The 23,710-nt window shown below is 64.9% G+C and carries 28 protein-coding genes; 4 read left to right on the top strand and 24 right to left on the bottom strand.

Features of this window, described 5'->3' with window-relative positions; translation table 11 throughout:
- Position 1: 1 nt before the first annotated feature.
- The gene (locus ACOOHB_RS03950; protein WP_420443511.1) at positions 2–1,231 is read right to left on the bottom strand and encodes a hypothetical protein; all 1,230 of its coding nucleotides are present in this window, start codon (positions 1,229–1,231) and stop codon (positions 2–4) included.
- A gap of 87 nt (positions 1,232–1,318) precedes the next feature.
- On the opposite strand from ACOOHB_RS03950, the gene ACOOHB_RS03945 reads away from it, so the two are divergent.
- The gene (locus tag ACOOHB_RS03945; protein ID WP_420443510.1) at positions 1,319–1,498 is read left to right on the top strand and encodes a hypothetical protein; all 180 of its coding nucleotides are present in this window, start codon (positions 1,319–1,321) and stop codon (positions 1,496–1,498) included.
- A gap of 34 nt (positions 1,499–1,532) precedes the next feature.
- Here the strand turns inward: ACOOHB_RS03945 and ACOOHB_RS03940 are convergent, their stop codons facing one another.
- The 8 genes from ACOOHB_RS03940 to ACOOHB_RS03905 all read right to left on the bottom strand — a co-directional run bounded on the left by ACOOHB_RS03940 (position 1,533) and on the right by ACOOHB_RS03905 (position 9,645).
- Positions 1,533–2,687, bottom strand: coding sequence for an acyl-CoA dehydrogenase family protein (locus ACOOHB_RS03940; RefSeq protein ID WP_420443509.1), 1,155 nt, complete (start codon positions 2,685–2,687; stop codon positions 1,533–1,535).
- A 22-nt stretch (positions 2,688–2,709) separates the two neighbouring features.
- Positions 2,710–4,125, bottom strand: coding sequence for a carotenoid oxygenase family protein (locus ACOOHB_RS03935; RefSeq protein WP_420443508.1), 1,416 nt, complete (start codon positions 4,123–4,125; stop codon positions 2,710–2,712).
- The gene (locus ACOOHB_RS03930; RefSeq protein ID WP_420443507.1) at positions 4,125–5,591 is read right to left on the bottom strand and encodes a N,N-dimethylformamidase beta subunit family domain-containing protein; all 1,467 of its coding nucleotides are present in this window, start codon (positions 5,589–5,591) and stop codon (positions 4,125–4,127) included. The genes ACOOHB_RS03935 and ACOOHB_RS03930 overlap by 1 nt, the downstream gene beginning before the upstream one ends.
- 324 nt (positions 5,592–5,915) lie before the next feature.
- Positions 5,916–6,398 carry a hypothetical protein gene (locus ACOOHB_RS03925; RefSeq protein WP_420443506.1) on the bottom strand — a complete coding sequence of 161 codons (483 nt, stop codon included), beginning with the start codon at positions 6,396–6,398 and terminating at the stop codon, positions 5,916–5,918.
- 1 nt (position 6,399) lies between these two features.
- Positions 6,400–6,630, bottom strand: coding sequence for a hypothetical protein (locus ACOOHB_RS03920; protein WP_420443505.1), 231 nt, complete (start codon positions 6,628–6,630; stop codon positions 6,400–6,402).
- Positions 6,627–7,160 carry a hypothetical protein gene (locus ACOOHB_RS03915; protein ID WP_420443504.1) on the bottom strand — a complete coding sequence of 178 codons (534 nt, stop codon included), beginning with the start codon at positions 7,158–7,160 and terminating at the stop codon, positions 6,627–6,629. The genes ACOOHB_RS03920 and ACOOHB_RS03915 overlap by 4 nt, the downstream gene beginning before the upstream one ends.
- 52 nt (positions 7,161–7,212) lie before the next feature.
- Entirely contained in the window at positions 7,213–8,034 is an 822-nt protein-coding gene (locus tag ACOOHB_RS03910; RefSeq protein WP_420443503.1) for an MBL fold metallo-hydrolase, read from the bottom strand.
- A 33-nt stretch (positions 8,035–8,067) separates the two neighbouring features.
- On the bottom strand, positions 8,068–9,645 hold the full coding sequence (locus ACOOHB_RS03905) for an FAD-dependent monooxygenase (RefSeq protein ID WP_420443502.1): 1,578 nt from the start codon (positions 9,643–9,645) through the stop codon (positions 8,068–8,070).
- 113 nt (positions 9,646–9,758) lie between these two features.
- On the opposite strand from ACOOHB_RS03905, the gene ACOOHB_RS03900 reads away from it, so the two are divergent.
- Complete coding sequence (locus ACOOHB_RS03900; RefSeq protein WP_420443501.1) at positions 9,759–12,041, top strand: CotH kinase family protein; 2,283 nt, start codon at positions 9,759–9,761, stop codon at positions 12,039–12,041.
- Positions 12,042–12,105: 64 nt separating this feature from the next.
- On the opposite strand, the gene ACOOHB_RS03895 is transcribed toward ACOOHB_RS03900, so the two are convergent.
- The 4 genes from ACOOHB_RS03895 to ACOOHB_RS03880 form a co-directional block, all read right to left on the bottom strand.
- Positions 12,106–12,531: a PPOX class F420-dependent oxidoreductase gene (locus tag ACOOHB_RS03895; protein WP_420443500.1), complete on the bottom strand. Its 426-nt coding sequence runs from the start codon at positions 12,529–12,531 to the stop codon at positions 12,106–12,108.
- A 220-nt stretch (positions 12,532–12,751) separates the two neighbouring features.
- On the bottom strand, positions 12,752–13,231 hold the full coding sequence (locus ACOOHB_RS03890; protein ID WP_420443499.1) for an adenine phosphoribosyltransferase: 480 nt from the start codon (positions 13,229–13,231) through the stop codon (positions 12,752–12,754).
- A 37-nt stretch (positions 13,232–13,268) separates the two neighbouring features.
- Entirely contained in the window at positions 13,269–13,655 is a 387-nt protein-coding gene (locus tag ACOOHB_RS03885) for a type II toxin-antitoxin system VapC family toxin (RefSeq protein ID WP_420443498.1), read from the bottom strand.
- Positions 13,652–13,909: a type II toxin-antitoxin system VapB family antitoxin gene (locus ACOOHB_RS03880; RefSeq protein ID WP_420443497.1), complete on the bottom strand. Its 258-nt coding sequence runs from the start codon at positions 13,907–13,909 to the stop codon at positions 13,652–13,654. The genes ACOOHB_RS03885 and ACOOHB_RS03880 overlap by 4 nt, the downstream gene beginning before the upstream one ends.
- A 240-nt stretch (positions 13,910–14,149) precedes the next feature.
- Here ACOOHB_RS03880 and ACOOHB_RS03875 point away from each other — a divergent pair, with 240 nt between their 5' ends.
- Complete coding sequence (locus tag ACOOHB_RS03875) at positions 14,150–14,980, top strand: HNH endonuclease (RefSeq protein ID WP_420443496.1); 831 nt, start codon at positions 14,150–14,152, stop codon at positions 14,978–14,980.
- Between the two features lie 11 nt (positions 14,981–14,991).
- Here the strand turns inward: ACOOHB_RS03875 and ACOOHB_RS03870 are convergent, their stop codons facing one another.
- The 9 genes from ACOOHB_RS03870 to ACOOHB_RS03830 all read right to left on the bottom strand — a co-directional run bounded on the left by ACOOHB_RS03870 (position 14,992) and on the right by ACOOHB_RS03830 (position 20,316).
- Positions 14,992–15,285, bottom strand: a complete 294-nt coding sequence (locus ACOOHB_RS03870) for a hypothetical protein (RefSeq protein WP_420443495.1) — start codon at positions 15,283–15,285, stop codon at positions 14,992–14,994.
- A 63-nt stretch (positions 15,286–15,348) separates the two neighbouring features.
- Positions 15,349–15,885 carry a DUF1697 domain-containing protein gene (locus ACOOHB_RS03865; protein ID WP_420443494.1) on the bottom strand — a complete coding sequence of 179 codons (537 nt, stop codon included), beginning with the start codon at positions 15,883–15,885 and terminating at the stop codon, positions 15,349–15,351.
- Positions 15,878–16,012 (bottom strand): hypothetical protein, encoded by a 135-nt coding sequence (locus ACOOHB_RS03860; protein WP_420443493.1) that lies wholly within the window; start codon positions 16,010–16,012, stop codon positions 15,878–15,880. The genes ACOOHB_RS03865 and ACOOHB_RS03860 overlap by 8 nt, the downstream gene beginning before the upstream one ends.
- Entirely contained in the window at positions 16,009–16,380 is a 372-nt protein-coding gene (locus tag ACOOHB_RS03855; protein ID WP_420444653.1) for a DUF5615 family PIN-like protein, read from the bottom strand. Before ACOOHB_RS03855 ends, ACOOHB_RS03860 begins: the two co-directional genes overlap by 4 nt.
- A gap of 5 nt (positions 16,381–16,385) precedes the next feature.
- A complete protein-coding gene (locus ACOOHB_RS03850; RefSeq protein ID WP_420443492.1) occupies positions 16,386–16,832 on the bottom strand; it encodes a hypothetical protein in 447 nt (148 codons plus the stop codon).
- Positions 16,833–16,836: 4 nt separating this feature from the next.
- Positions 16,837–17,778 (bottom strand): phytanoyl-CoA dioxygenase family protein, encoded by a 942-nt coding sequence (locus ACOOHB_RS03845; protein WP_420443491.1) that lies wholly within the window; start codon positions 17,776–17,778, stop codon positions 16,837–16,839.
- A gap of 21 nt (positions 17,779–17,799) precedes the next feature.
- Complete coding sequence (locus ACOOHB_RS03840; RefSeq protein ID WP_420443490.1) at positions 17,800–18,219, bottom strand: nitroreductase family deazaflavin-dependent oxidoreductase; 420 nt, start codon at positions 18,217–18,219, stop codon at positions 17,800–17,802.
- A gap of 115 nt (positions 18,220–18,334) precedes the next feature.
- Entirely contained in the window at positions 18,335–19,642 is a 1,308-nt protein-coding gene (locus tag ACOOHB_RS03835) for a sensor histidine kinase (protein WP_420443489.1), read from the bottom strand.
- The gene (locus ACOOHB_RS03830; RefSeq protein ID WP_420443488.1) at positions 19,639–20,316 is read right to left on the bottom strand and encodes a response regulator transcription factor; all 678 of its coding nucleotides are present in this window, start codon (positions 20,314–20,316) and stop codon (positions 19,639–19,641) included. The genes ACOOHB_RS03835 and ACOOHB_RS03830 overlap by 4 nt, the downstream gene beginning before the upstream one ends.
- Before the next feature lie 149 nt (positions 20,317–20,465).
- On the opposite strand from ACOOHB_RS03830, the gene ACOOHB_RS03825 reads away from it, so the two are divergent.
- Positions 20,466–21,806, top strand: coding sequence for a hypothetical protein (locus ACOOHB_RS03825; RefSeq protein ID WP_420443487.1), 1,341 nt, complete (start codon positions 20,466–20,468; stop codon positions 21,804–21,806).
- Positions 21,807–21,840: 34 nt separating this feature from the next.
- On the opposite strand, the gene ACOOHB_RS03820 is transcribed toward ACOOHB_RS03825, so the two are convergent.
- On the bottom strand, positions 21,841–22,728 hold the full coding sequence (locus ACOOHB_RS03820; protein WP_420443486.1) for a phytanoyl-CoA dioxygenase family protein: 888 nt from the start codon (positions 22,726–22,728) through the stop codon (positions 21,841–21,843).
- 215 nt (positions 22,729–22,943) lie between these two features.
- Positions 22,944–23,441 (bottom strand): hypothetical protein, encoded by a 498-nt coding sequence (locus tag ACOOHB_RS03815; protein ID WP_420443485.1) that lies wholly within the window; start codon positions 23,439–23,441, stop codon positions 22,944–22,946.
- Positions 23,442–23,710: the final 269 nt, after the last annotated feature.

The following is a 23,710-nucleotide window of genomic DNA, read 5'->3' as shown; positions in this document are numbered from 1 at the left end:
CTCAGAGCGCGTCGACGATGTGCTGCACCTCGCTCAGGTCCCGCGATAGCAGCGACGAGCGGACGTCATCGGGCTGATCCGCGAACTTGGGGTCGCACTGGGGGCCGTTGAGGTTGTGAACACCGGATTCCTCGACGGTCGGGCCCCATTGGTTGCCCCCGTTGTGGCCCATCTGCCCTGGATCGGTCATGTCGATGACATTCGGGCCGAAGTTGGCGTCCACCCGGTCGCCGTCGCACATGTGCTCGTGGACGTGACCGTAGGGATCGTGCCAGTAGTCGTACACCTGCGAGCCGTAGACGTGGCGCCCGACGCCCCACGCCAGCGAATACGGCGCGCCTTGCGCCGCCAGCTCCCGGAAGTGCATGTGACCGCGGAAGACGTCGTCCATGCTGAACACCTCGAACGCGGCATGGCTGAGCTGGGCTGCGGGAGTTCCGTCCATCAGCGGCAGCACCAGGATGCTGTGGTGGTCGGTGTCGGCAGTGCCCCGGTCCATGCGCATGAACTGGAACATCACGTCGGAACCGGTCGCCTTGATCAGCTCCACCAGCGGCGGCGGGAAGTGCTCCTCCGCGCCCGGCGGGATGATCATCCGGGCCGCATCGCTCACGAGCATGCCGAAGGTATCCGCCAGGAATTTCATGAAGAAGTGGTGGGCGCCGGGCGGCACTGCCGCCACGACATGACCGAGTCGATACACCTCGGGTGCCCCGGGATCCTTCTGGATCGGGGCGCGGTTGCCGCTCACGTCCTGCTCAACGCCGACCCGTTCGGAGACACCAGCATGGTTGTAGGTGATGCGGTCGCGGCGGGGCGCGAGCGGTTCGGCCTGCTGGCCGTGCACCGCCTCGAGCACAAACCCGGTGATCGGCTCGACGAAATGGACACGCTTGCCGCCGCCGAGCTGACCCTCGGCGCCGCCGATGTCATGCACCGGCGAGCAGCCGGGCACTACGCCGGCCAACGCGTGCAGGTCGTCCTCGGTATTCACTTCGAACGCCCAGCCGATGAACTTGGCCGGTCCCCGGTGCACGACGTGGAGGAACGGCATCGGCTCAAGGCCTCGGGAGATCAACACGTCGTCGTCGCGGTGGGCCACGACCAGCCCAAAGTCGGTGACGAAGGTCTCCATGACGTCGAGATCCGGAGCCGAGAACCGGATGTACGCGACATCTCTTGCCTTCACAGTCGGCGCCGCGGTCTGGGGCAGAGTTGCGGTGTCAGTCATGTCGCCTCCTGTTGGGCGCCAGTACCGTAACCCAGCGGCGCGGCGAACCATGAGGCCCGAGATGCGGCCGCTGGGAGCGTGTTCGCCATGGATCTCGGACTTGCCGGTCGCTCAGCAATCTTGATGGCGTCCAGCCGCGGACTGGGTCGAGCATGCGCTCACAGCGTGGCCCGAGAAGGCGTGAACGTCGTCATCAACGGCCGCACGGCCGCCGACGTCAAAGCGACAGCGGACTACATCGCCTCGACCTACGGCGGCGTCTTCTGAGCCGGTGGCTGCCGCCAGCAGCGGTCGCCGGAAATCAGATCAGCGGCGTCGTCGGTTTCAAGCCGAGCAGTGACCGGCCCATCTGCTCGCGGCACATGTCCGGTTCGAAGAAGGCGTGCGTTGCCAGCATGTTGATGTCTCGAAAGAACCGCTGCACAGGCGAGTCGTCGGCGAAATTTGACGTGCCTGAATGGTGGATGATGTCGTTCACCGCCCGGCGGCAGTGATCCACGACAAATCCCGCCTGCGCCTTGAATCGAATGCGATCTTCGAGGCTGAAGGTGTGGCCCGACTCGGCCAGTTCGATGGTCTCGCGCACCTGATCGGCCACCAGCCGTTCCGCGACCAGTGCGGCTGCGGCAGCCTCGCCGAGCTGGGCGTGCGCGAGCTTGTCGTCCGCCACCACGGCGCGCGTGTGCGTCCGCACCCGGTTCTTGACGATGTGCTCGAAGGCAGTGGCCGCTCCCCGCAGCCCGCCCGAGAACACCGGCAGGGCCTCGCAGTAGATGAACGGCATGAGCGGCAACAGGTACATGGGATCGTCGTGCAATCGTGCGCCGGGCGTGTCGCCATTGACGAAATCCAACAGCCGCAGCACCCGGTGATCAGGAATGAAGACGTCATCTATCTCGAAGTCGTTGCTGCCCGTGCCCGACATTGCGGCCATGTGCCAGGAGTCGACGAGAGTTGTCTCGGTCGCACGCATCGCCACGATGTAGATGTCGCCGTCGGTGCCCCGACCGCCGGTGCACACCCAGTCCGCGTGCACGATTCCTGTGCCCCACGGTGAGCGTCCCGAGGCGATCACCCCGCCATCGGTCGGCTCGATACGGATCGTGGGAGCCGTGGTGACTGGGATGAGGGCGTAGTTCTTGCCATCGAAGAACTCTGCTTGGGCCTCTTCGGAGAACTTCAGCGCCATCCAGTTGTGGCCGCTGTAGAAGGCCAGTATCCAGCCGGTGGACATGCACGCTGCGCTGATGATCTCCACGACCTCACGATGGGTGTGTAGCGAGCCCTGCAGTCCACCCCAGCGCCGTGGCACCAGAATCGAGATGAGCTCAGCGTCGATGAGTTCACGAATCGTCTCGTCGGGGGGGCGGCGCATCGCCTCCGCATCGGCTGCGCGCCCCGCGATTGCGGGCGCCAGCTCGCGAGCCCGGCTGACAAGTTCCGCGTGGTCTGACATCAGCTATGTCGCCGCCGGGTGCTCAGGTCGCCTCAGGCGGAGCGACGGTCTCGTCGGGCACCCAGTTGCCGTGGAAGCCGTAAGGCACACGCTGGGGCAGGGGGACCCGGGCCACGGGAGCACGGCTTAGATCCCGGGCGTCGAGGATGACCAGCTCGCTGCCGTTGGTGGTCTCGTCGTAGATGAATGAGATCAGCCAGCCGTCGTCCTCGGCGGTCCCGTCGGGATCGGGAACGAAGACCGCCTCGCCGCTCCCCCGGCCGGGGCCGTGATTGTGAAACACCGCGATGCCGGTGTCATAGTCGACCTTGTAGTTGGCGCCGGGAATGAGACCGTCGGCGACGCCGACCGTGTAGCCGAAGCGGTGCTTGCGGGCGGTTCGATCACCCCGTACCTGGGGGAATTCGTGGAACCGGTCGTCGACCCGTTGCTCCGACACCCGGCGGCTCACCGGATCGACGATCCAGCGGTCCAGCGTCGGCTTCGAATCGCCTGCGGGACCCAGCAGATCCCGGTCGAACATCTTGTCGTAGCGGCACAGGTCGAGCACCACGCGCCCGTCGTCGTCCTCGTAGGCGTTGAGCGGGTGGAACACGTAGCAGAGCCCGACGTCGCACCAGATGATCTCGTCGGCTGTGCCGTCTCGCGGAAGCAGCCCAACGCGGGCGCCGTAGTCGGGGTCCCACCGGAAGGGGAACGACGACTTGCCGCTGAGCGCGATGTCGAGGTCGACCGTGACCGGCAGGTCGTACACCACCGCGTAGTTCTCGGTGAGGGACATGTCGTGGATCATCGACATGCCACCCAACGGGATGTCCACCGTCTTGCGCACCTGGCCGTCCGTGCCGACCACGACGTACTCGATGTGGTCCAGCAAGTCCTGCCACGCATAGCAGATGGCGTGCATCTCGCCGGTGGCGGGATCCACCTTGGGATGAGCGGTGAAGCCGGTTTGCAGCGTCCCCAAGAAGTCGTTGCGGCACACCGTGTCGAGCTCGTAGCCAAGTTCGGCCGGCAGCGCACCGGCCTCGACCAGCGCCCAGGTGGTTCCGGCATAGCCGCCGACGCTGGTGTTCGGCGAGAAGTCGAGGCCACGGCTGGGTCCGGGGACTGGAGGCTCGCCGAACGTCTCGGTGACTTCGTGACCGCGGACCCAGCGGTTGCGATACCACTCGGCGCGGCCGTCTCGCAACCGCACGCCATGCACCATGCCCGTGCCGGTGAACCAGTGGCTCGTTGCCGGATCGGTCGGCACCACCGGGTTCGGGCCGTTGCGCAGGTATCGGCCCTCAAAGGCTGCAGGGATCTCCCCGATCACTTCGAGATCAAACGCGGTGAGCTCTGTGGTCACCCTGGCGAAGTTGCCCTCGGTGTAGTTGCTCCGCGGCTGTGCCTCGGCGGTGTCGGCGGTCTTGACCGTCTCTGCTGTCTCGGTCATCAGGGACTCCTCGGTTTGCCACCAGCCAGATCGACGTACCGGCCTATGACGTTGCGAGTCACGGTAGCCACGTCATCGTGCTCGAGGCCATAGGCCCAGTCGGTGCAGCCCGTTGTGAAGACCTCGCCGAGGCCCCGCCGGAACCAGCCCATCACAGCTGCCCCATATGCGAAGCGTTCCCGGTTCTCAGGCGTGTCGCCGCCGCCGAGACGCTCAGTCACCCAGTTGAGTTCTCCGACGTAGCTGTCGGGCAGCCCTGGCGGTGCCTCGGAGGTCTCCCACAGGTGGGCAGGCGCGGTGCCCAGCACCTCGAAATTCGCCGGGGTGCCTCCGGTTCCGGTGCTGACCGGCAGCCCGTCGACCAGGGCCATCTCGCAGCCGTCGCACTCGTAGCCGACCACCACCGGTTCGGCCCCCACGACGTCGCCCGCAATGAGCCGCAGCCCGTCGAACGCCCAGTGACCGGGTCGCCAGATCGTGTAGCCGCCGGTGCCTTTCGGGGCGCTGCGGCAATGGGCATAGCCGCCCCGGGTGAAGCTGACCCCGGTCATCTCGGATTCAGGCCGGCCAGTGAGCGGGTCGCTCCACATGGTGGACACCGCGTGCTCGGCGTCGGTTCCCATCACCGGATCGAGTCGGAAGTCGAGCTTGTAGCCGATCACCCGATCATCGTCGCCGAAGCGGACCTGCCAGAACGAGGTGTTGCCCGAGAAGAAGGCAACTGCTCCGCCGGTCTCGATCCAGTTCTCGACGTGGTCGCGCATCTCGGCCGACCAGTACTCGTCGTGGCCGACGCTCAAATAGAGGCGGCGGCCGTCGAGCAGGTCGGGTTGGGAGTGCAGATCACCGCTGGTCGCGTAGTCGAGTTCGACACCGTTGCGCTCAGCCCAGCTGACGAAGAGCCGTTCCCAGTTCGCCCACCCCGCGGCGGTGGACCAGAAGGAGTAGTTGTCGAAGTAGTCGTCGACCTCAGTGCGGGGCAGCTCGGCAAAGCGGGCGACGCGGTAACGGTGCGGGTCAGGCTTGTCCAGGAAGCCGCGTGGCAGCGGGCGCTGCTGGGAGGACACGTGGCCGCCGGTGTAGAAGCTCGGCCCGCCCCAGTCGTTGTAAGCCGCCCAGGTCGAGGTTGACAGCACGAGCAGGGTTTCGCCCGGCTCGGCTGCCCGCACGACGAAGAACGCTTCCGCGACCTCGCCGTCACTGCCATGCAGGCGCACGAGGTGGAAGCCCGGCTGCCACACAGGATCGACTTGGAACGACAGCGATGGGGTCCAGCCACAGCCCTCCGTGGCGCAGTTGTCGGGCACCGGCTGTTCTGCGGTTGCCACTTCCCATGTGCCTACGAGCCGCTCATCGGCACCGATCCGTAGCACTTCGACCCGGCATGAGCCGCCGTCGGCACTGACCATCAGGTCGATGGTGTCCCCCGCCACGCCGCTCTGCGGCCAGCAATAGCCCGCGATCATGCGGCGACCGTAGTTGTCCTGTTGCCGCGGTGGAGCGGTCGAACTAGCGCTCAGTCGGTGCTCATGAAGTCGACGAGCACCTGGGCCAGCTCGGGACCCTTGTCTTCCTGCAGGAAATGCGAGGCGCCTTCGATGGTGACGTGCGCTTGGCTCTGGGCACCGGGGACCATGCGACGGAACGGCTTGTCTGCACCTGCGGTTACTGGGTCGCTGTCACTGAAACTACACAGACCATCCCGTGACTTGCGGAAACGCTGCCACTTTCGGAGTTCCCCTAGTCCGGTTCCCCTAGCACCGTCTCAGCGCACCCGTGGGCGGCGGCTGTCAGCACTCGACGACGGTCCGCTCGAGCCGGTCGTGCACCTCGCACAGCGAGCGCAGCCCGGCGAAGAACTCCGCCGCGTCGACCCACCCCCGTGCCAACTCCGCGGCATTGCTGGGATCGACCTGGGCGAGCAGCGGCGCGCAGGCGCTCGTCTCGTAGACGCGGATGAGCCCCTCGACCCGGACGTGCGTATCGACGGACAGCCGGTAGCTGCCGCCCGCGTCGCCCCATCGGCCGCCGGTGATGGCGTCGTCCACCCCGCGCGCCCAGTACGCCGCGAGCTCGGAATCGTCCACGATGGCCTCCAGCATGGTGGCGCATCCGCGGGCCAGTGCCTCGCTGTCGGTCGGCGCAGGTTCGTCGTCGAGCAGTTCGGCAACGCGTGCGTCAACTAGGGCCTCGATGTCGGGATCGTTGGCGCTGCCGCATCCGGCGATCAGCGACAGCGCGGCGAGCAAGCCGACGATGCGGCGGGTGCTCACGTCAGCGCAGCCGCGGGCGACGGTCCAGACCGGGCGGCGCGGCAGCCTTCGCTGCCTGCCGATCCCGGCGGCCCTGCAGCCGCCGTTCGGCATCGGGCGGTCCTTCGTCGAGGTAGTGGACGCGCAGCGTTCCGCCCTCGCCGTCGGGAGTCTCGGCGTAATGCGGCTCGAACTCGTAGCCCGCCAGATCGGCGAAGCTCTCGTCGGGCGTGCGAAGGATCTTCGTTGTCACTGCTCCTGTGATGCGATTTCGGCGAATACGACTTCGGGGTCCGCGTCGGGCGGGGCGATCCGTTGCAGGCGAGCGGTGAATCCCAGGTAGTCCCACATGAGGTGCGCGCCGTCGCGCCAGCGGCGTATCTCGATCGGACCGGTGCCGATGTCGAGACCATACGGCCGCAACACGTGGACGTCGTCCTCGAAGCTGGCGATCACGTGGATCTCGACCGACTTGTCGAACTCGGCTACGTCATGGACACCGTTGCGCAGCGTCCCGTCGCAGCGCATGTCGTGGACGATGCCGGCGCCGGTCACGACCACCCGGTTGCCGGCTTGTTCAATGCGCTGCACGCGACCGAGTGCGGGATGGTCGGGCTGGATGGCGCCGTCTGCGATCACCTCGATGATCCGCCAGAAGCCCCGCATGTCCGGTGCGCCTTCGCACAGTGGCTCGGTGCAACCCGCCAGGACCGGCGGCGGCCACTGCGTCCAGCCGCCAGTCGGCGTGTAAGCGACAGGGATAGAGTCGGCGGTCGCTGTCATGGGGCTCCTGTCACTGGCAGGTCGGCGAGCGTATGGGTCGGAGTTGGGTGGCTCAGAGGGTGACGGTCGTGAGATCGTCGCCGATGACGATCTCGCCGTCGAAGTTCGCCGCGGCCAACTCGATCCACTCGGGATATTGCTCGGGGGTGGGCGCTGGGACCATGTGCGTCAGCACGAGCCGCTTGGCGCCCGCCCGGGCGGCGGTCTGGGCTGCCTGCTGCACGTCGGAGTGGTAGTCGAGGATGTCCTGGAACATCTCGTTGGGGCTCAGCTTGACGAGGTCGCTCCGGATGACCGTCTGGACGTAGGCATCGACGCCTGCTGCCAGTTCGTCCACGCCATCGCAAGGCACGGTGTCGCCGACCACGGCAGCAGTCGCGCCTTCATGGGTGAGGCGGTAGCCGAGCGTGGGCCGCACGGGCGCATGTTCGGTGGCCGCGGTGCTAATCCGAACATCGTTGACGTCGAACGTATCGCCTGGCGTCAGCTCGATCACTTCGACCTTCGGGGCGTTGACGAGCACCTCGTGATGCTCGATGCGATATCCGATGTCGGCTTCGAGCGCTCCCATCTGCCGTTCGACGAATTGCTTGATGCCCGGCGGGCCGCACACGTTCAGCGTCGCATTGCCCTGGCCCATGATCCAGTGGGTGGTGATCACGTCGTTGAGCGCGCAAACGTGGTCGCTGTGCAGGTGGGTGATCAGCACGGCGCTCAGGAACACCGGCAACGAGCCGCCGCCGGCCATGCGCATGACCGTGCCACGGCCGGCGTCGATGAGGATGTGGGTGTCGCCGGCTTTGATGAGCGTCGACGGCCCCGCACGGTTGGCGTCGGGCAGAGGTGAGCCCGTCCCAGTCAGCACTATGTCCACGAAGCTCTCCTTCTTACGCTTCAGCGCTTCTGTTCAGGCCACAGTCAGCTGGAAGGCCGCTCGGTAGGCATCGCGCACCGCACGCTCGTCGCCGGCGGCGAATCGGCCGAGCAAGACGCTGTTCTCCAGCATGGCCACATAGGTCGTGTCGCCGAAGAGCGCTATGCGCTGGCGTATATCGGGGAGGACGAGCGCTTGTCCCATGGTCTGCGCATGGGGGGCATCGACGGCGGCATAGAGGGCGGGCCGGACTGATTCGGGCAGCGAGTCGAGACTGCCGAAGGCGGTTGCCGCGAGAGGCCCGTCAGCGATGATCTTGGCTCGTTCGGGGTGCAGCAGTGTCAGGAACGTCGACGGTCCGTCGTCAGGCTCGACACGCACCCTCGGGAGCAGCTTGCGCAGGCGTGGCGGCACGTCGTCGGCCAATTCGAGCGAGCGTGCGGTGGGAGCGATCTGAGCGGTGATGTCGATCGGTTTGCCGCGTCGCAGTCGGCTGATCGTCGCTCGCAGGGCGTTGGCCGGCGGCGAGGTGTTGAACAGCAGCTTGCCCATCTTGAGCGCTTCTTTGATCGTGCCCTTCGTGTCCTCGTAGCACTCGGCTTGGTAGCGATCCAGCAGCGAGCTGGGGGCGGCGGCGGCGGCCACCAGCTCGATCTTCTGGCACAGGTTGCGGGTGTTGCGGATGCCCATGTTGAGGCCTTGGCCCAGGAACGGCGAGGTCTGGTGCGCTGCGTCGCCACAGAGGAAGACGTTGCCGAATCGCCAGCGGTTCGCGATGAGCGAATTGAACTTGTAGACGGTGTGGCGAAGCAGCTCGGTGTGGTCGGGGTCCGAGAACGGGGCGATGAACTCTCGGATCCGCTCGGGTGACTGGATCTCCAAGATGTCGTCACCGGGGTTGATCCGGAACTCCCAACGGACGTGGTTCTCCACGCCCATGGGCAGATATGTCGTCGGGCGTTGTTGGTCGACAATCTGGTAGGCGCAGCCGTCGTCACCCACTCGATGCTCTGGCGCCGAGATGGCATCGATGACCAGGAATGACACGTTGTCGCCGAGCTGTGTCAGGCTGCCGCCGGCCTGCTTGCGCACGAAGCTGTTGGCGCCGTCGCACCCGAGCAGGTACGTCGAGCTCAGGTCATGCATCGTTCTGCTGGACAGCTCTTCGATGGTGAGCTGCGATTCGCCTTCGGTGTAGAGCTTGCGGGCGCTCCAGCCGTAGAACGTGTCGATGTTGTCGGTCTGGCCGACTACGTCCCGGAGGATGTCCTCGACCTGGGGTTGCACAAACCAATTGCGGGTATCGCCAACCTCAAGGGCTGTGTGCGCGAACGGTTCGTCGAGGTTGTCCTTGTCGAGGTAGTAGCCCGCTCGTGGAGTCCGCTTCAGCGAGATGCGGCCGAAGTCGTCGCCCAGTATCTCGGCGAGGATGGCGCACGAATAGGCGTCGAACATGACGGCCCTGGGGTAGGGGTAGGGGTGCTCGAACTCCTCGATCAGCGCCACCGCCATGCCGGCCCGAGCCAGATGCAGACTCGCGACGCTGCCAACCGGTCCGCCACCGACTATGATGGCGCCGTAGTGCTGCCGATCCGGGAGCGTCCCTGACATCGCGGCAACCCTAAACGGCTCCTATCAGAGGCGAAGCGGGCTGACTGCGCTACTCGATGAGACCTCCTCGATATGGTCCGCTCACATCTCGCTGACTTTGAGAGGCTGGACGAATGCGAGCACGCACTCGCCGCCAGCGCCGCTTGGCCGCTGCGCTATTGGCAACGACGATCATTGCGGCCGGCTGCACGAGCACAGCCGACAACGCTGTACCCCCGGCCACGGCTCTCGTCCCAACCACGGTCCCCTCCACCACCGCGGCGCCCGCAGCACTCACAGACGACGAAGAAGCCCCTCAGCGCGACGCCTATTTCGCCCTCGACCGCGTGCTCGACGTCAGCATCGAGATCGCCGTCGAGGACTGGGACGCCTTGCGCCACCAGACCCGCACTCTCGCGGACGTGTTCGCCGAGATCGAGGAGTACGGCCTCTCGCGGCCCTTTGCCGACATCTACACCTGGTTCGGTGCCACGGTGACCGTCGATGGCCAGACACACGCCGATGTGGGCGTGCGCAAGAAGGGTTTCGTCGGCTCTCAGAGCTCTACCAAGCCATCCCTCAAGCTCCGCTTCGACAAGTACACCGACGGCCAGTCCCTTTCAGGGGGCATGAACCGGATGACCTTGAACAACAGCGTCCAGGACCCCTCGATGGTCAATACCTGCCTGTCCTACCGGGTGTTCGCTGCGGCTGGCAATCCTGCACCGCGCTGCAACTTCGCCAACATGTCAGTGAATGGCACCGATCTTGGGCTGTACGTGCATGTGGAGGAGTTCAAGGCCCCGTTCCTGTCGAGCCACTTCGGGAATGCGGATGGCAACCTGTACGAAGGCACTGTCAGCGACTTCACGCCGGAGTTCCGCGGCACCATCGAGAAGAAGACCAACGAAGACGCCGACGATTGGTCCGACATCGACGCGGTGGTTGGGGCCTTGAGGGATTCGTCCGATGCCGGCCTGAATGCGTTGGGCGAGATCGTGGACCTCGACCGGTTTCTCTCGTTCTGGGCGACAGAAGTGCTGGTGGGTCACTGGGACGGCTACGCCGGCGACCGGAACAACTACTGGTTCTACCGGGAGCCCGAGGGCCGGTTCGTGTTCATGCCATGGGGCACCGACGGCACGTTCCACCTCCAGGACGACCCCAATCCTTTCGACAACATCTCCGACCCTCCGCCGTCCGTGCTGGCGCTCACCGCCATTCCGAACCGCCTGTACAACCACCCTGACTGGCGGGCAAAGTACGTTGCCCGGCTCACCGAGATCCTGGACGCAGTCTGGGATGAAACCGAATTGCTGGCAGCGGCTGACGAGATGGCCGCCATCGTGCAGCAGCACGCCCTACCAGAAGAAGCCAGGGCGGCCGCCGCCGATACCGAACGGGTGCGGACGTTCATCTTGAAGCGAAAGGCCGAGATCCTCGCTGACCTCTCCCCCACGCCACCGGACTGGCCCGAACCCCAGGTGTCTGCGGGGCCCAGTGCCGGGTCGGGAACCTTGGAGATCACCTTCGAGACAACCTGGGGAAGCAACCTGAGTCCCAACCCGCTCGGGCAGGGAACCATCCACAGCCTGCTGCTGAACGGTGCCCCCGAGCCGATCCAAGGCATGGGAGTCTTTGCGGGCGACGCCAACCCCGACGAGAGAGTTCTGCTTCCGGGGGTCGAGGCGGCCGCTTCCATCGTCGTCGCGGGGCTTGACGACGACGGCTCCGTCAACGGAATGTCACTGGTCATAGATCCCCGACTGTTGGTGGCAGGCAGAACGCTGGTCATCGGCGTGGACGCCATAGCGGGGGGAATATGGTCCATCCCGCCGGGAGGCTCGGCACCGGACAGCTTCTCGCCCTTCACCGAGGGCGCGCTGGAATTGTCGAGTGGCCAAACGACTCCCGGCGCCGCCATCTCCGGCGCCTTCTCCGGCGCCTACGGGTCCGCGCCGTCATTGTCCGGCGGCAACGGCGCAGACGCGCAGGATGCCGACCCTTCCACGACCCCTCTCGACGTCGGATTGGTCATCAATGAGGTCGCTGCCAAGGGCGACCCGCTCGACTGGTTCGAGCTGCACAACGCATCGCGTGTCCCGATTGCCCTCGATGGCTTCGAGATGGCCGACAGCCTGACGGACGCCGGAAAACGAGTGCCGTTCCCAGCCGGCACGGTGATCCGTCCGGGCGCGTACATGGAATTCAGCCTTGACAAGGACAGCTGGCCTGGCTTCGCGCTCGGGGGCGACGAGGAATTGGGCATCTGGCTGTCGGACGGCACGCTCGTTGCCAGTGTCGACTGGGACGAGGGCCAGTCCGGTGCGGACCAGAGCTACGCCCGAGTGCCCGACGTCACCGGCCGATTCGAAACTGTCGAAACCCCCACCCCAGGAGCCGCCAACCAGCCCTGAAGCGACAGTCCCTCGTAGGGCGCTGTCGTGGCGAGTGCTGTGCTGCGTCTGAGGTCGAGACCGCCTATGCCGGGGTGTGCTCGAAGGCCAAGTCTTGGTACAGGTACTGGGTGACCGTGACCCGCAAAGCAACGCCCGTTTCTCCGCGGTCCGGGAACGGCTCGCCCGTGTACTTGTGGCTCAGCGCGTCGAGAACCGCCATGTCGGCATCGGGCTCGACCACGCACGTGCCGCGCATCTGCAGCTCCTCATAGGGGTTGTCGATGTCGACGATCGAGATTGCGACGCGTGGATCGCGCAAGACGTTCCGCGTCTTGAGCGAGTCCTGGCCCGTGGCCATGATCACCGTGGATTCGTCGACGAGGTCGATCCAGACTGGGTCGAGCTTGGGCGATCCGTTGGCGCGGACGGTCGCAAGGTGCGCGAAGTTCGGTCTGCGCACCAGGTGCTGAGCTTCGGCGCTCATGATCTTCGCTGTCGGTGTGGTCATGATTTGCCTCGCTCAGTGGATCCGCCGGTCGGACTCACCGTAAGCGCGGTCGCCGCGCGAACGCCACGCCATCGCCATCGCCATCCGTGCCAGTGAATGCCGGGTGCGTTGCTGTTCGGTGACGGCTGCAACTGCCGGGAGCGTTGCTGGACGGTGACGGCTGCAACTGCCGGGAGCGCTATTCGACGGTGATGGCCGCAGCGATGTGCGCCCCTCTGAGCTAGCGACGCCCGTCGAGGATTGCGAGTTCGACAATGAACGAGAAGCCGACCAGTTCGCCGCCGCCGAGCGTGACCAGTCGGGCGGAAGCAGCCGCCGTGCCACCGGTGGCCAGCACGTCGTCGACAATCAGCACCCTTGCCCGGTCGGCGACCGCGTCGGTGTGCATCTCGAGCCGCTCGGAGCCGTACTCGAGCTTGTAGTCGGCGTGCAACGTTTCGCGGGGAAGCTTCCCCGGCTTGCGAAGCGGAACGAAGCCAGCACCGAGCCGTTCCGCTGCTATTGAGCCGATGACGAATCCCCGAGCCTCAGGCGCCGCAACGAGGTCGATGCTGTGGTGCTCGAATGGCGCCACCAGCTCATCGACGCAGGAACGAAGCCCTGCCGGATCCGCCAACAGCGGCGTGATGTCCTTGAAGACAATCCCCGCCCGCGGAAAGTCCGGAACGTCCCGAATCAACGACTGCCAATCGCCAGCCATAAGGCGTCTCTCTACACAACCCGCCGAGCCGGCTGCATCATGCTGATTCAACGTCAGTCGCTGCGAAGTCGCCGCCCTTGTACAGCAGTGATTCTTGGGTTACTTCCGCCAGCGCGTACGCGAAGCAATCGCCGAAATTCAACCCGGCGGGGTGCCGACCCTTCCCGTAGCGTCGCCACGCCAGTCGCGCTACATGCGCCTGTTCGGCCGTCACCTCAACGAGCTGGATCGGCGCGCGGTCGACGAGGCGGTCGAGTTCGTCACCCGCAGCGGTTCCGCCACGGCCTTCGACCACCATGGCAGCTTCCAAGAAATTTGCGACGGACATTCGGCAGTTCTCGGCCCGTGCCAGCGCAACTTCGTGGCGGTCAGCATCTTCCTCGACAAACAGGATCGCAAGGACCGCCGACGTATCGACGATCACTTGGGCAATCCGTATTCGTCGTAGAGCGCATCCCCATGTGCGACCGCTGGTGGTCCGTCGGTGAGCAGGCTCGCGCAGCGCTGTCCGATGGCATGCAACTCACGGACACGAGCATCAACGCTGCGCCGTCGCAATTCCCGTTCAAGGCGTTCTCTGAGCGCCTGGGTGATCGCTCCTGTCTTGGATTCACCGGTCAAGTGCGCGAGCTCCTCAGCAAGTCGACACGTTTCGTTGTTCTTGATGTTGAGGCTCATGACGCCGAGCGTAGGGTAGATACGCACACTCCACATCTACCTTCTTTCGACGCGTGATGCAGAGCTCCTCCCGATCGACCCTGCTGTGGGACCACCGCGACTCGAGGCAGCCGTCCCAACTACTGTCCCGGAGTGTGACGCCGCAGGTCTCCGTTGGCCGCCAGCACTGACTTTGACGAGCGGGTGCGCTCGTCGGCGCTCGCGTTTCTTCGTGTTGTCCAAGAACGCACAGGTGGACTCGTGCGTCGTGAAGATGTCGCTGACTTCAATATCGATGGCCAGCGAATCGCCCTAATGGACCCGCAACGCGGCATTCGCAAACCGAGGCAACTTGACGCAGCGCTGAGCATTCGTACTGTCTTCTCGATCGACCCCGGCCGGCGACCGTATGACGATGAGAGGGGCTCGGACGGCTACCTGCGCTACAAGTGGCGAGGAACTGATCCACGACACCCCGAAAACGTCGCTCTTCGACGAGCCATGGAGGCCAACCTTCCGCTGATCTGGTTTCAAGGCATCGAGACCGGGCTGTACCTGCCGGTCGCTCCGGTTTGGTTCGTACACGAGGAGCCAACCCGGCACCAATTTGTGGTCGCCTTCGATGAGCACCAACGTGACTCGTGGGATCAGACGAGCGACGCTCAAGTGATCGATCTGCGTCGGGCCTACGCCGACCGTGTCGTGCGCGAACGGTTGCACCAACCCGTGTTCCGTGAACGAGTACTAGCGGCGTATGAGAATCGCTGCGCGCTGTGTCGTCTGCGCCACCGTGAGTTGCTGGACGCCGCACACATTCGCAGCGACGCTAAGGGGGGCGAACCAGTCGTAACGAACGGCATCGCCATGTGCAAGATCCATCACGCCGCGTTCGACAACCGGTTCATGGCCGTGCGGCCTAACTACGAAATCGAGGTGAGAGCCGACGTGTTGGTCGAAGAAGATGGCCCGACGCTCAAGCACGCGCTTCAGGGACTCCACGGCCGCAGCATCGAGGTTCCGCGTAGAAGGGCATTGCGGCCCAGTTCCGCACTTCTGGAAGAGCGGTACGAGGAGTTTCTCCGCGCCGGCTGACCAAGGGTGGGTTACCGGCGAGGCACCACTGTCCTTTTTGTTCCCGTAGCAGTCTTCGGTCCGTACTTGCGTTGCGCGGCTTGCTTCGACACCCCCAACATGGCCCCGATCATGGACCAACTTCGACCCTCGACTCGTGCTGACCGCACAGCCTCGACGAGCTGCTCGTCGATGGTGTCACGTCGGGTCGCGAGTTTGCTGATGAGCTGAAGCGATGCGGTGTCGGCTTCGACGAGATCTGCTGGGTCAACTCGATCCGCCCACTCTTCCAGCGCCTCGGCGCGCTGCGCACTCGTCAAGCTCATCGCTGCCACCAACCTCTCAAGAACTTCGGGCGTGCCGCCATGGCATGAATGATCGCAGCTGCGTCAGAGCTTGGTGGCGATTTTCTGCAGTGTGTTCCAGTTGCGGGCCGTGGCGACGATGCCGAGACGCTTCTCAAGGTAGGCGTACGACAGGGTCATCGCCTTGACGCCCTCCGGCGTCCACACGAACGCCTCGGTGCCCGCAATCGCGAGGGCTTCGGGGCTGTGGTCTTCCTCCAGGAGCACGGCTGCCGCTGCCACGCCGGGCTCCTCCGAGAGGAAGTTCACCAGGTAGCGGGAATTGTCGGTGGCGGCCTCCCGAAGCGGATTGCGGCCGAGCACTGCACGAATCTGGTCTGCTGTTCGAGCGACGCAGGGGACGTTGACGTCGAACTCTTCGGAGAGCAACTGCTGCACTGCGGCGGCGACCTCCTCGGGCACCGCCGATTCAGCCGTGAGAATCACGTTCCCGCTCTGCAGGACGGTCGCAACGTCGTGATAGCCCCTGTCGACCAAGACCGACCTGAGCTGTGCCATCGGCACTCGGTTGTGGTTCCCGACATTGATGCCGCGTGGCATCACGAGATAGCGCTCAGACATCGCGGTCAGGAATGTCGATGAGGCGGCCGCGTGGGATGAGGCGGTCGGAGTCGTGCGCCAGCTCTTGGTTCATGCGCGGGTGCAACGCCATGGGCAGGGAAAGCTCGCTCGTGGGCACGCACGTCATCGCTCAACTCTTTCGAGCCACCAGACGAACGATTCGGATTCCTCGAACGCAACAGCGTGTTCGGTCAGGAACGTGGCGAGCGCATCAACCAACTCCGGCACGTGATCGCCTGTCCCACGTGGGAACCGGCGCGAAGAAGTGAAGATCACGCCCGAGTGCCGTTGCCCGGCGGCGATTTTCGACTTGTGAAGGGCGGCGAAGTCCTTGACGTTCTCGGTGACGATTGCACGGCCGTCTGTGGTCGCAGCGATGAACAACTCGGCATCGGGTAACCCCGCCAGTTCGCTGCGCTCCTTGACGGCGACGACATCGTGTCCGAGCAGTCGCAGCTCAGCGGCGACCGCTGGAGCGTGCATCTCGTCCAGCAGCAGCCTTACCCCGAGAGCAGTCGGCGCTCGTTTTCCCAGACGGCCAATTCGAGCTCTGCTGCTTCGTCGTTCTGAGCGATCCCGGCGTCGATCTCGTCTGTGAATTCGGCGTAGTAGCGACTCGCGGCTCGGACCTGTGGCTCTGCAAGGCCCATCTGGTCGGCCACATGGGCAGCTCGTACATCGAGACTGCCTTGTAGGTCTCGCAACAGTCCCACGATTTCCCACACGTCCGGTCCGGCAGCCAAACTGGCTCTGCGACCGCTTGGCCCGTCGCGGAACACGACCCCGGGGTGAGCCTCCATGCGGAGTCCCTCGTCGATCAATCGCTCGCCCACCGCAGAAATCGATTCTGAGCCCAGGTGTGCTCGCCGCTTTAGTCGGTCATACGCGCCCGGGCGCCGGAAGCGAATCGACAGCACGGTCATGGTGACACTGTAGTCACTTGTCACCGTGTCAGTATTGGCGAGGCCAGACCCTTGGGAAGCGTTCAGCGCCGTCGAGATTGTCGCCGTCGTCGAGCCCCACGGTATTACGGAACGGCTCGGGGGACGACGGCCGCTTGAAGAAGGTGACGTCGTCGCCTGCGAAACGCACCGAAGCCGCCCGCCGCAGCCGGTCCGCACTGACGTTGCCAAGCGAGCCGTGCAGCGTCATCCAGTGGTGCACGATGACATCGCCCGGACCGGCCTCGTACCTGCGAACGTCGAAGTCGTCGGGATGGTCGTCGATCGCAGGCAGGTCATCGAGACCGTCGAAGTTCAGCCCCGGAATATTCATGGTGCCCTTCAAGGTCACGAAATCGTTCGGCTTGAACACCTTGCCCCAGCGGTGGCTCCCGGCGACGTAGCCCATGACGCCGGATTCCATCGTGACCTCGTCGACGGGAACCCAGCAGACCGCCACCTTGGTGCCTTGCAGCAGCCAGTACGGCTTGTCCTGGTGCCACGGCGTGCGCACGCTCGAACCAGGCTCCTTGAGGAACAGCTGGTCGCTGTACAGATTCACTCGCTCGCTGCGGGTCAGCGCAGCGGCCACCTCGGGAAGCGGACCCGCCACATGCAGGTCGCGCAGCCCGTCGTGCCAGCTGCACGCATCGGTCTCCACGATGCTGCGGCCTTCCGGCAGCCGATCGGGCTCGATCGCAAGCGTCGAGGAATCGTGTTCGTCCAACATCTGGCGCACGCGATCGGCGACGTCCACCCGGCACCCGGCCCGGCTCGCGCCCGACACCAGCCCTTCGCGCCCCGTCTCGGTATCCCGGTTGAACACTTGGTCCAGCGCGGTCCGGAACTCGTCGACCCAGCCCGCCGGACAGATGTCGCGCAGCACCACAACGCCGTCCCGGTCGTAATTCTCGAGTTCGGCGTCGGTCACCGAGCGGATGGGGTCAATCATCGGGCAGCTCCCGATCGCGGGTCAGTTGCGGACGAGGCGGAAGACGGGGATCTCGCGGCCGTGCTCACCGGCGCTCTTCTCGTACTCAGCGAACTGCGGCATCAGTGCAGCCTGGGCATCGAAGAGCCGCTTGCGCTCATCGCCCTCGGTGAGGTGCGCCGTGGCTTCCCACGTCTCGGTGCCGACTTCGACCGTGACCGTCGGATTGGCGACGAGGTTGTAGTACCACAGCGGATTCTCGGGAGCACCACCCTTGGAGGCGATGACCACGATGTCGTCGCCGTCGGTTGAGTACACGAGTGGCGAGCACAGCTCACGGCCGGTCTTCGCGCCCGTCATCGTGACCAGGATCATCGGAGCACCCTTGAGCCAGCCGCTGCACTTGCCCCCGTTCTCACGGAACTCTTTGATCACCGGTTCGTTGACCTTCAAGAAATCCATCGGGTGCTCCTGCCTGTCAGACGAGCCTGTGCCTCGTCACGTCGTGGATGCCGCGCCACAGCGACGACGGCGCACGTTAGCTGCACGCTTCGGGATTGCTCAGGCCCAGTCGTCGTCAAGGCTCGGTTGGGCTTGCTGGCTCTGGTTCATCGAGCGTTGCCAGTGCGGCACGAGGCAACTCCAAGAGCACCTCAGCACCGCCCAGAGCAGTCGACTCGCCGATTTCGACCGTTCCGGAATGCCGATCGACGATTGCCTTGACCAACGACAGACCGATACCGGCGCCGCCGGAGGCGCGCTGTCGGGAATCGTCAAGTCGGACGAAGCGGTCAAACACCCGCTCCCGGTCGGCTGCGGCGATGCCTGCCCCGTCATCCTCGACGGTTGCCCGCACGGCGTCCGCAGAGCTCATCGTGGTGATCTGCACCCGACTCGCGGCATGGCAAACGGCGTTCTGCACGACGTTGAACACCGCACGTTCGATCTGCGTGCCGGTGCCAAGTGCCAAAGCGGAGCCGTCGGAGGACACAGTGATGTCGATATCGGCATCGTCCAGCCGGCTCGCGACCTCCCTGCACACCGCCGAGAGATCGACCGTCGAGAAATCCCGGTCATCGCGCTGTACATCGAGCCGAGCCAAGTCCAGCAAGTCTGCTGCCAGACCCTGCATTCGGCGGGCCTCGGTCTCGATCTTCGGGGCCAACTCGGCCAGTCGCTGGGGATCGCTGCTGATCTGGGCAATCTCCGATACGGCGATGATGGTCGCCAGTGGTGACTTGAGTTCGTGACTGGCGTCTGCCACGAACGCCCGCTGGCGTTCGGAGGCGGACTCGAGCCGGTCCAGCATCTCGTTCATCAATCCAGCCAGCTCTGCAATCTCGTCATCGCCGCTGGGTTCCGGTACTCGTTCATCGAGTGTCGACCCGCTGATCGCTGCGACACGACGGGAGATGTCGCGCACGGGCCGCAACGTCCGCCCGACAGTGATCCAGATCGCGGCGCCGAGGAGCAGTACGACAACCGGCACGATGATCTTCAGCGCATCTGCCACGGCGTCGACACCGTCTTGAACCTCTCGGATCGATGCCTCAGCAAGTTGCTCGTTTCGCAGATCGCTGCCGGAGGCTTGTTCTGAGTCACCAGCAGAGCCATCGGCATCCTGCTCGGCCATGGGTGCGCCGTCGTCGTGGACTGCACCGCCTGCAGCACCCTCACCGTCGTCGCTCTCGCTGGACCCTTCGCCGCTGGCCGCATGCGAAGCCGACTCCAGAGCATCGCCGAGTGCAGCCCGCGCATTGTTGGCAAGGTTCCGCTCGACGAGCTGCACGATCACTATCGAGGCCGTCACCAGCACGAGCGCGGTCGCCACCGTTGCCGCCAACGTGGCCCGAACCTGGACAGAGCCGAGTCTCGGGAGCCTCATGTCGCCGGCTCGACTATCCGATATCCGACGCCGCGCTGGTTGGTGATTGTCCTGACTCCGAAGGGCTCATCGAGTTTGCGACGCAGGTACCCGATGTACACCTCGACGATCTTGGGGTCCACGTCAGTGTCGAATCCCCAGACCCTCGCGAAGATCTCCCGTTTCGATACGGGTGCCCCGCCGGCACGCATCAACACTTCCAGCACTCCCAGCTCGGTCCGGCTCAGGCCGATCTCATGGCCCTGACGCCGAACTGAGACAGTCGCCGGATCGAACACCAGGTCCCCCACCTCCAGCACCGCTGGCCGGGGAGTCGGCGGCCGGCGAGCGAGAGCACGCAGACGGGCCAGCAGCACGACGAACGAGAACGGCTTCGCCAGGAAATCGTCTGCACCGGTGTCGAGCGCCTCGGCTTCGTCCCACTCGCCGTCTTTCGCGGTCAGCATCAGGATCGGTGTCCAGTCGCCTTCTTCCCGCAGTGTCCGACAGATCAGATAGCCGTTGAGGCCCGGAAGCATGATGTCCAGAACAATCACGTCGTAGCTGCCCTCGCGAGCCCGCCACAGGCCCGCAGCGCCATCATGCTCGACGTCTGCATTCATTCCGTGCTCTGCCAGACCGTCGCGAATCACTTCCGCCAAGTTGACTTCGTCCTCAACCAGCAGCACGCGCACATGCCCATCTTGGCCGAGGATTGCCAAGAGGAAGCTGAGAGAAGACTGAGAAGACAGGCGGTCGTTCTTACCCGTCTCTCAGTGTTCGGGAACGACCATGCGTCTCGATGAGGTCGCTTCCGCGATCGAAACCAAGGAGTTCTTCACTCATGACCAATCGCAAATGCTCTCTCTTCGCCGCACTGGCCCTGTGCTTGGGCCTGCTGCTTGCCGCCTGCGGAGGCGACAACGAATCCGAAGGCGAACACGGCGGCGGCGAATCCTCCGGTGAGCACGGCGGCTCGGAGGACGCAAACACCATCGCTGCCCGCGAAGACGGCCCTGAGGGCGGTTCTGCCCCTGCGTCGGCTACGTATCTGACCACCAGCGGGATCAGCCGCGGGGTCTTCTCGGGCCCGGAGGTGCGGGCCGACGACTACTACGCCGACAAGCTCAACGGCCTCGAGTTCGCTCTTTCCTATGACAGCACGAGCGGGTCATTCTTGGGTCGGGTCAAGAACGAAGCCTCCGAAGGATTATGCGATTCAAGGATCAAGGTGATACTTGACGGCGACAAAGCCAATTCTCAGAGCCTGGTGATCCCGTCGCTGGAGGTTCGCGAGAGGGCCACCTTCACTCTGACGGCGGATTCTGGATCATTTGCGACCTGGTCCGTAGAGACAGAAACATTCACCTGCAACAACACGCCCGCACACGGTTCATTCGAAAGCGGCGAAGGCGGGTCCGAAGGCGGGTCCGAAGGCAGCGAGGGCGGGCACGAAGGCAGCGAGGGCGGCGAAGAGAACGAAGGCCTCGGCTTGTCGATCGATCAGCCCTCGGTGGCCAACATCAACGGCTTCGATGTGAATATCGTCTTTGACCCGACCGCCAAGGCGTTCACGGGCGTGATGACCAACAGCACGAGCCAGCCAATCTGCGGCGGTCGCCTTGAGATCCATGTCGGCCGTGGCGGTTCGACCCTCGAACTCGGCCCAACCGTCGATGTCGATTGGGCGCCCGGTCAGGCTCGCACTGTGGTCTTGGGATTTGACGCAATGCCCGGCGACACGTACAGCCTCCACCCAGAGGTCACCCCCTGCCCCGGCTCGTCGGCTGCAGAGAGCGCTGCGGAGAGCACTGAAGGCGGCGAGGAATCCGGCACCCGCTACGCCAAGGACGAGACGCACGACGAGAGCCGTAGGGGTGTCCGACTCGTCCTTCGCTACGACCCCGTCCAAGATGCCTTCGTGGGGACCGTCACCAACACAACCGACACTGTCCTCAACCGAGTCCGCGTCGAAGTCCACCTGTCCAACGGAGTCGAACTCGGACCTACCACCCCAGGCGACCTGCAACCGGGTGAGTCAGCCCAGATCACCCTCACCGCGGACGGTGAGCAATTCGACGCCTGGAGCGCCCATCCCGAATCAGGCAGCGACGAGCACGGCACCGAGGGAGACGCTGGGCACGGCACCGAAGAAGACGCCGAGCACGACGAGTCGTCCAACTAGATCGCGGCTCACGTGTCGCCCGAGGACGGTCGGCTCAGGCTGGGTTGCCGTCCTGGGTCACCACGTCCTGCATCTCGCGGACGTGACGCAGCCACAGGCCACCCCCGTTGTACGGGCGAGGGTCGTAGGAGCGGTGCCCGAGCAGCCGTTGGACGCGCTCGCTGCACCCGGACAGCTCGCCGAGGCTGAAGTCCAACGGGCTGGCTTCTTCAGGGGTCAGCCAGCCAGCTACGAAGCTGACGTGCATCGCCCTGCGCCACTGATCCGCAGCGAGATTGGCGCCGCCCCCGTGCAGCACATAGCCCGAGTAGACGAGGGCGTCCCCCGGCCCAAGCTCAGCCGGCACCGAGGGGCGCTCCTCATAGCGAGCAAGTTCGGACTGACGATGGCTGCCCGGCACCACCCGGGTTGCGCCGAGTTCCTCGGTGACCTCATCCAGCCCGATCATGGCGCTGACCGTGACCTCCGGCGAATTTGGCCATGTCGCCTTGACGAACGCCCACCAGTTGTTGGCGTCGCGGTGCAGCATCTGCTCCGGCTCCCCCGGCCCGATGTACATCACCTGCGCGGTGTTCAGCCAGTACGAGCCGCAGACCGGCAGCAGCATCGCATCGGCAATCGCTGCATACAGCTCGTTGTCGAGAATGTCGAAGAACGCCGGCGACAGCCGGGCCAAGCTCGAAAAGCGGATCGTGTTCGCCCCAACGAACCGCTTGCCGTCCTCGCCGAGTCCCTGTGTCGCACCTCCCGGCTCGACACCTCGGGCAAACGCGTCGGCAGCGGCACGCATCTGGGCGATGGGCTCGGCCCCGAACATCCCCTCGACAATCACGCCACCGTCGTCACGAAGCGCCCCGAGGATGGGCTCGAGCCCGGCTGTGGCCGGGGTCCTGCGGAGCGAACGAGTAGCGGTCATGCTCATGGAAACACGTCTCGGAATCTTCGGCTCGCACAACGAGCGATCCGCAACGACGCTACTCCTCCAGTCGTGTCGTAACCCTTGATGTGCCTGCTGCGCCGACGAGTCCGCTAGCCCGAAATGCACGTCGGCCACGAGGGGCTTGTTTCTGCGGTGTCGTAGCCCGAGTCCATCTTTCTAGGAGGACTGAACGACCTCTGACTTGAGAGCCCGAACGTTCAATGGGTCGCTGTAGCTTGGCGCTCACGCACCTGCGTGTACACGCTTACCGGCATATGGGTGAGCGCTTTGGAGACGAGTCGCCGAAAGAACGCACCAGCCGAGAGATCCTCCGGCGTCCTGTCGTGCACGAGCTCGACCTCTGTGTTCGGCTCCCGAGGTGCTTCGTCGGCGATCGATCGCTCTGCTGCACCCGACTCCGTGATCTCGGCCTTGTCCGCCACTCCGAAGAGCAGCAAGCAGCAACAGTCGGAAACATCGGGCCCTGACGTGAGCTTTCGGAGCATGTCGATCGCGAAGTCAAGTTCTTGGTCCGGAATGTCGGCGCCTGCGACGGAGAGGAACCCGAGTGAGGACAGTGGATGGCGACCTCGAAGGTTTTTTGCGTCGCCGTATCCCTCTTCGAACCGGTTCCGCAGGTTCTTGGCGTAACTCGACAGCATCGTCTTGGTCGAAATCAGCACCTCGACGCCCGCCGCCCATGACGCGATGACCACATCACCCTGCTTGAGATAGGCGGCCCATCACGCGGGCCTCAGCAGGCAGCGCTCGCCGTGCCCCCTGCGTGTTGTATCGGCCTTCTACCTGCGAACGGAGGCTGCGGGTTAGGCCTCGCTCGACGAACTCACGTACATCACGTGGAAGGATTCGCGGAATCTGGCGTCGAGGCCAGCTCGACGGAGTTCTTCTGCGGCCCACACATCTGTGGCGCCCGCCACGATGCCAGAGCTCTGTTATGTGCCGACCGCTTCTCTGAGCAGGAGTG

It is taken from the genome of Candidatus Poriferisodalis sp., from assembly GCF_965215815.1.
Classification (GTDB): domain Bacteria; phylum Actinomycetota; class Acidimicrobiia; order Acidimicrobiales; family Poriferisodalaceae; genus Poriferisodalis.
Note: the sequence above shows the minus strand (reverse complement) of the source record. Positions and strands in the feature narration are given on the sequence as shown.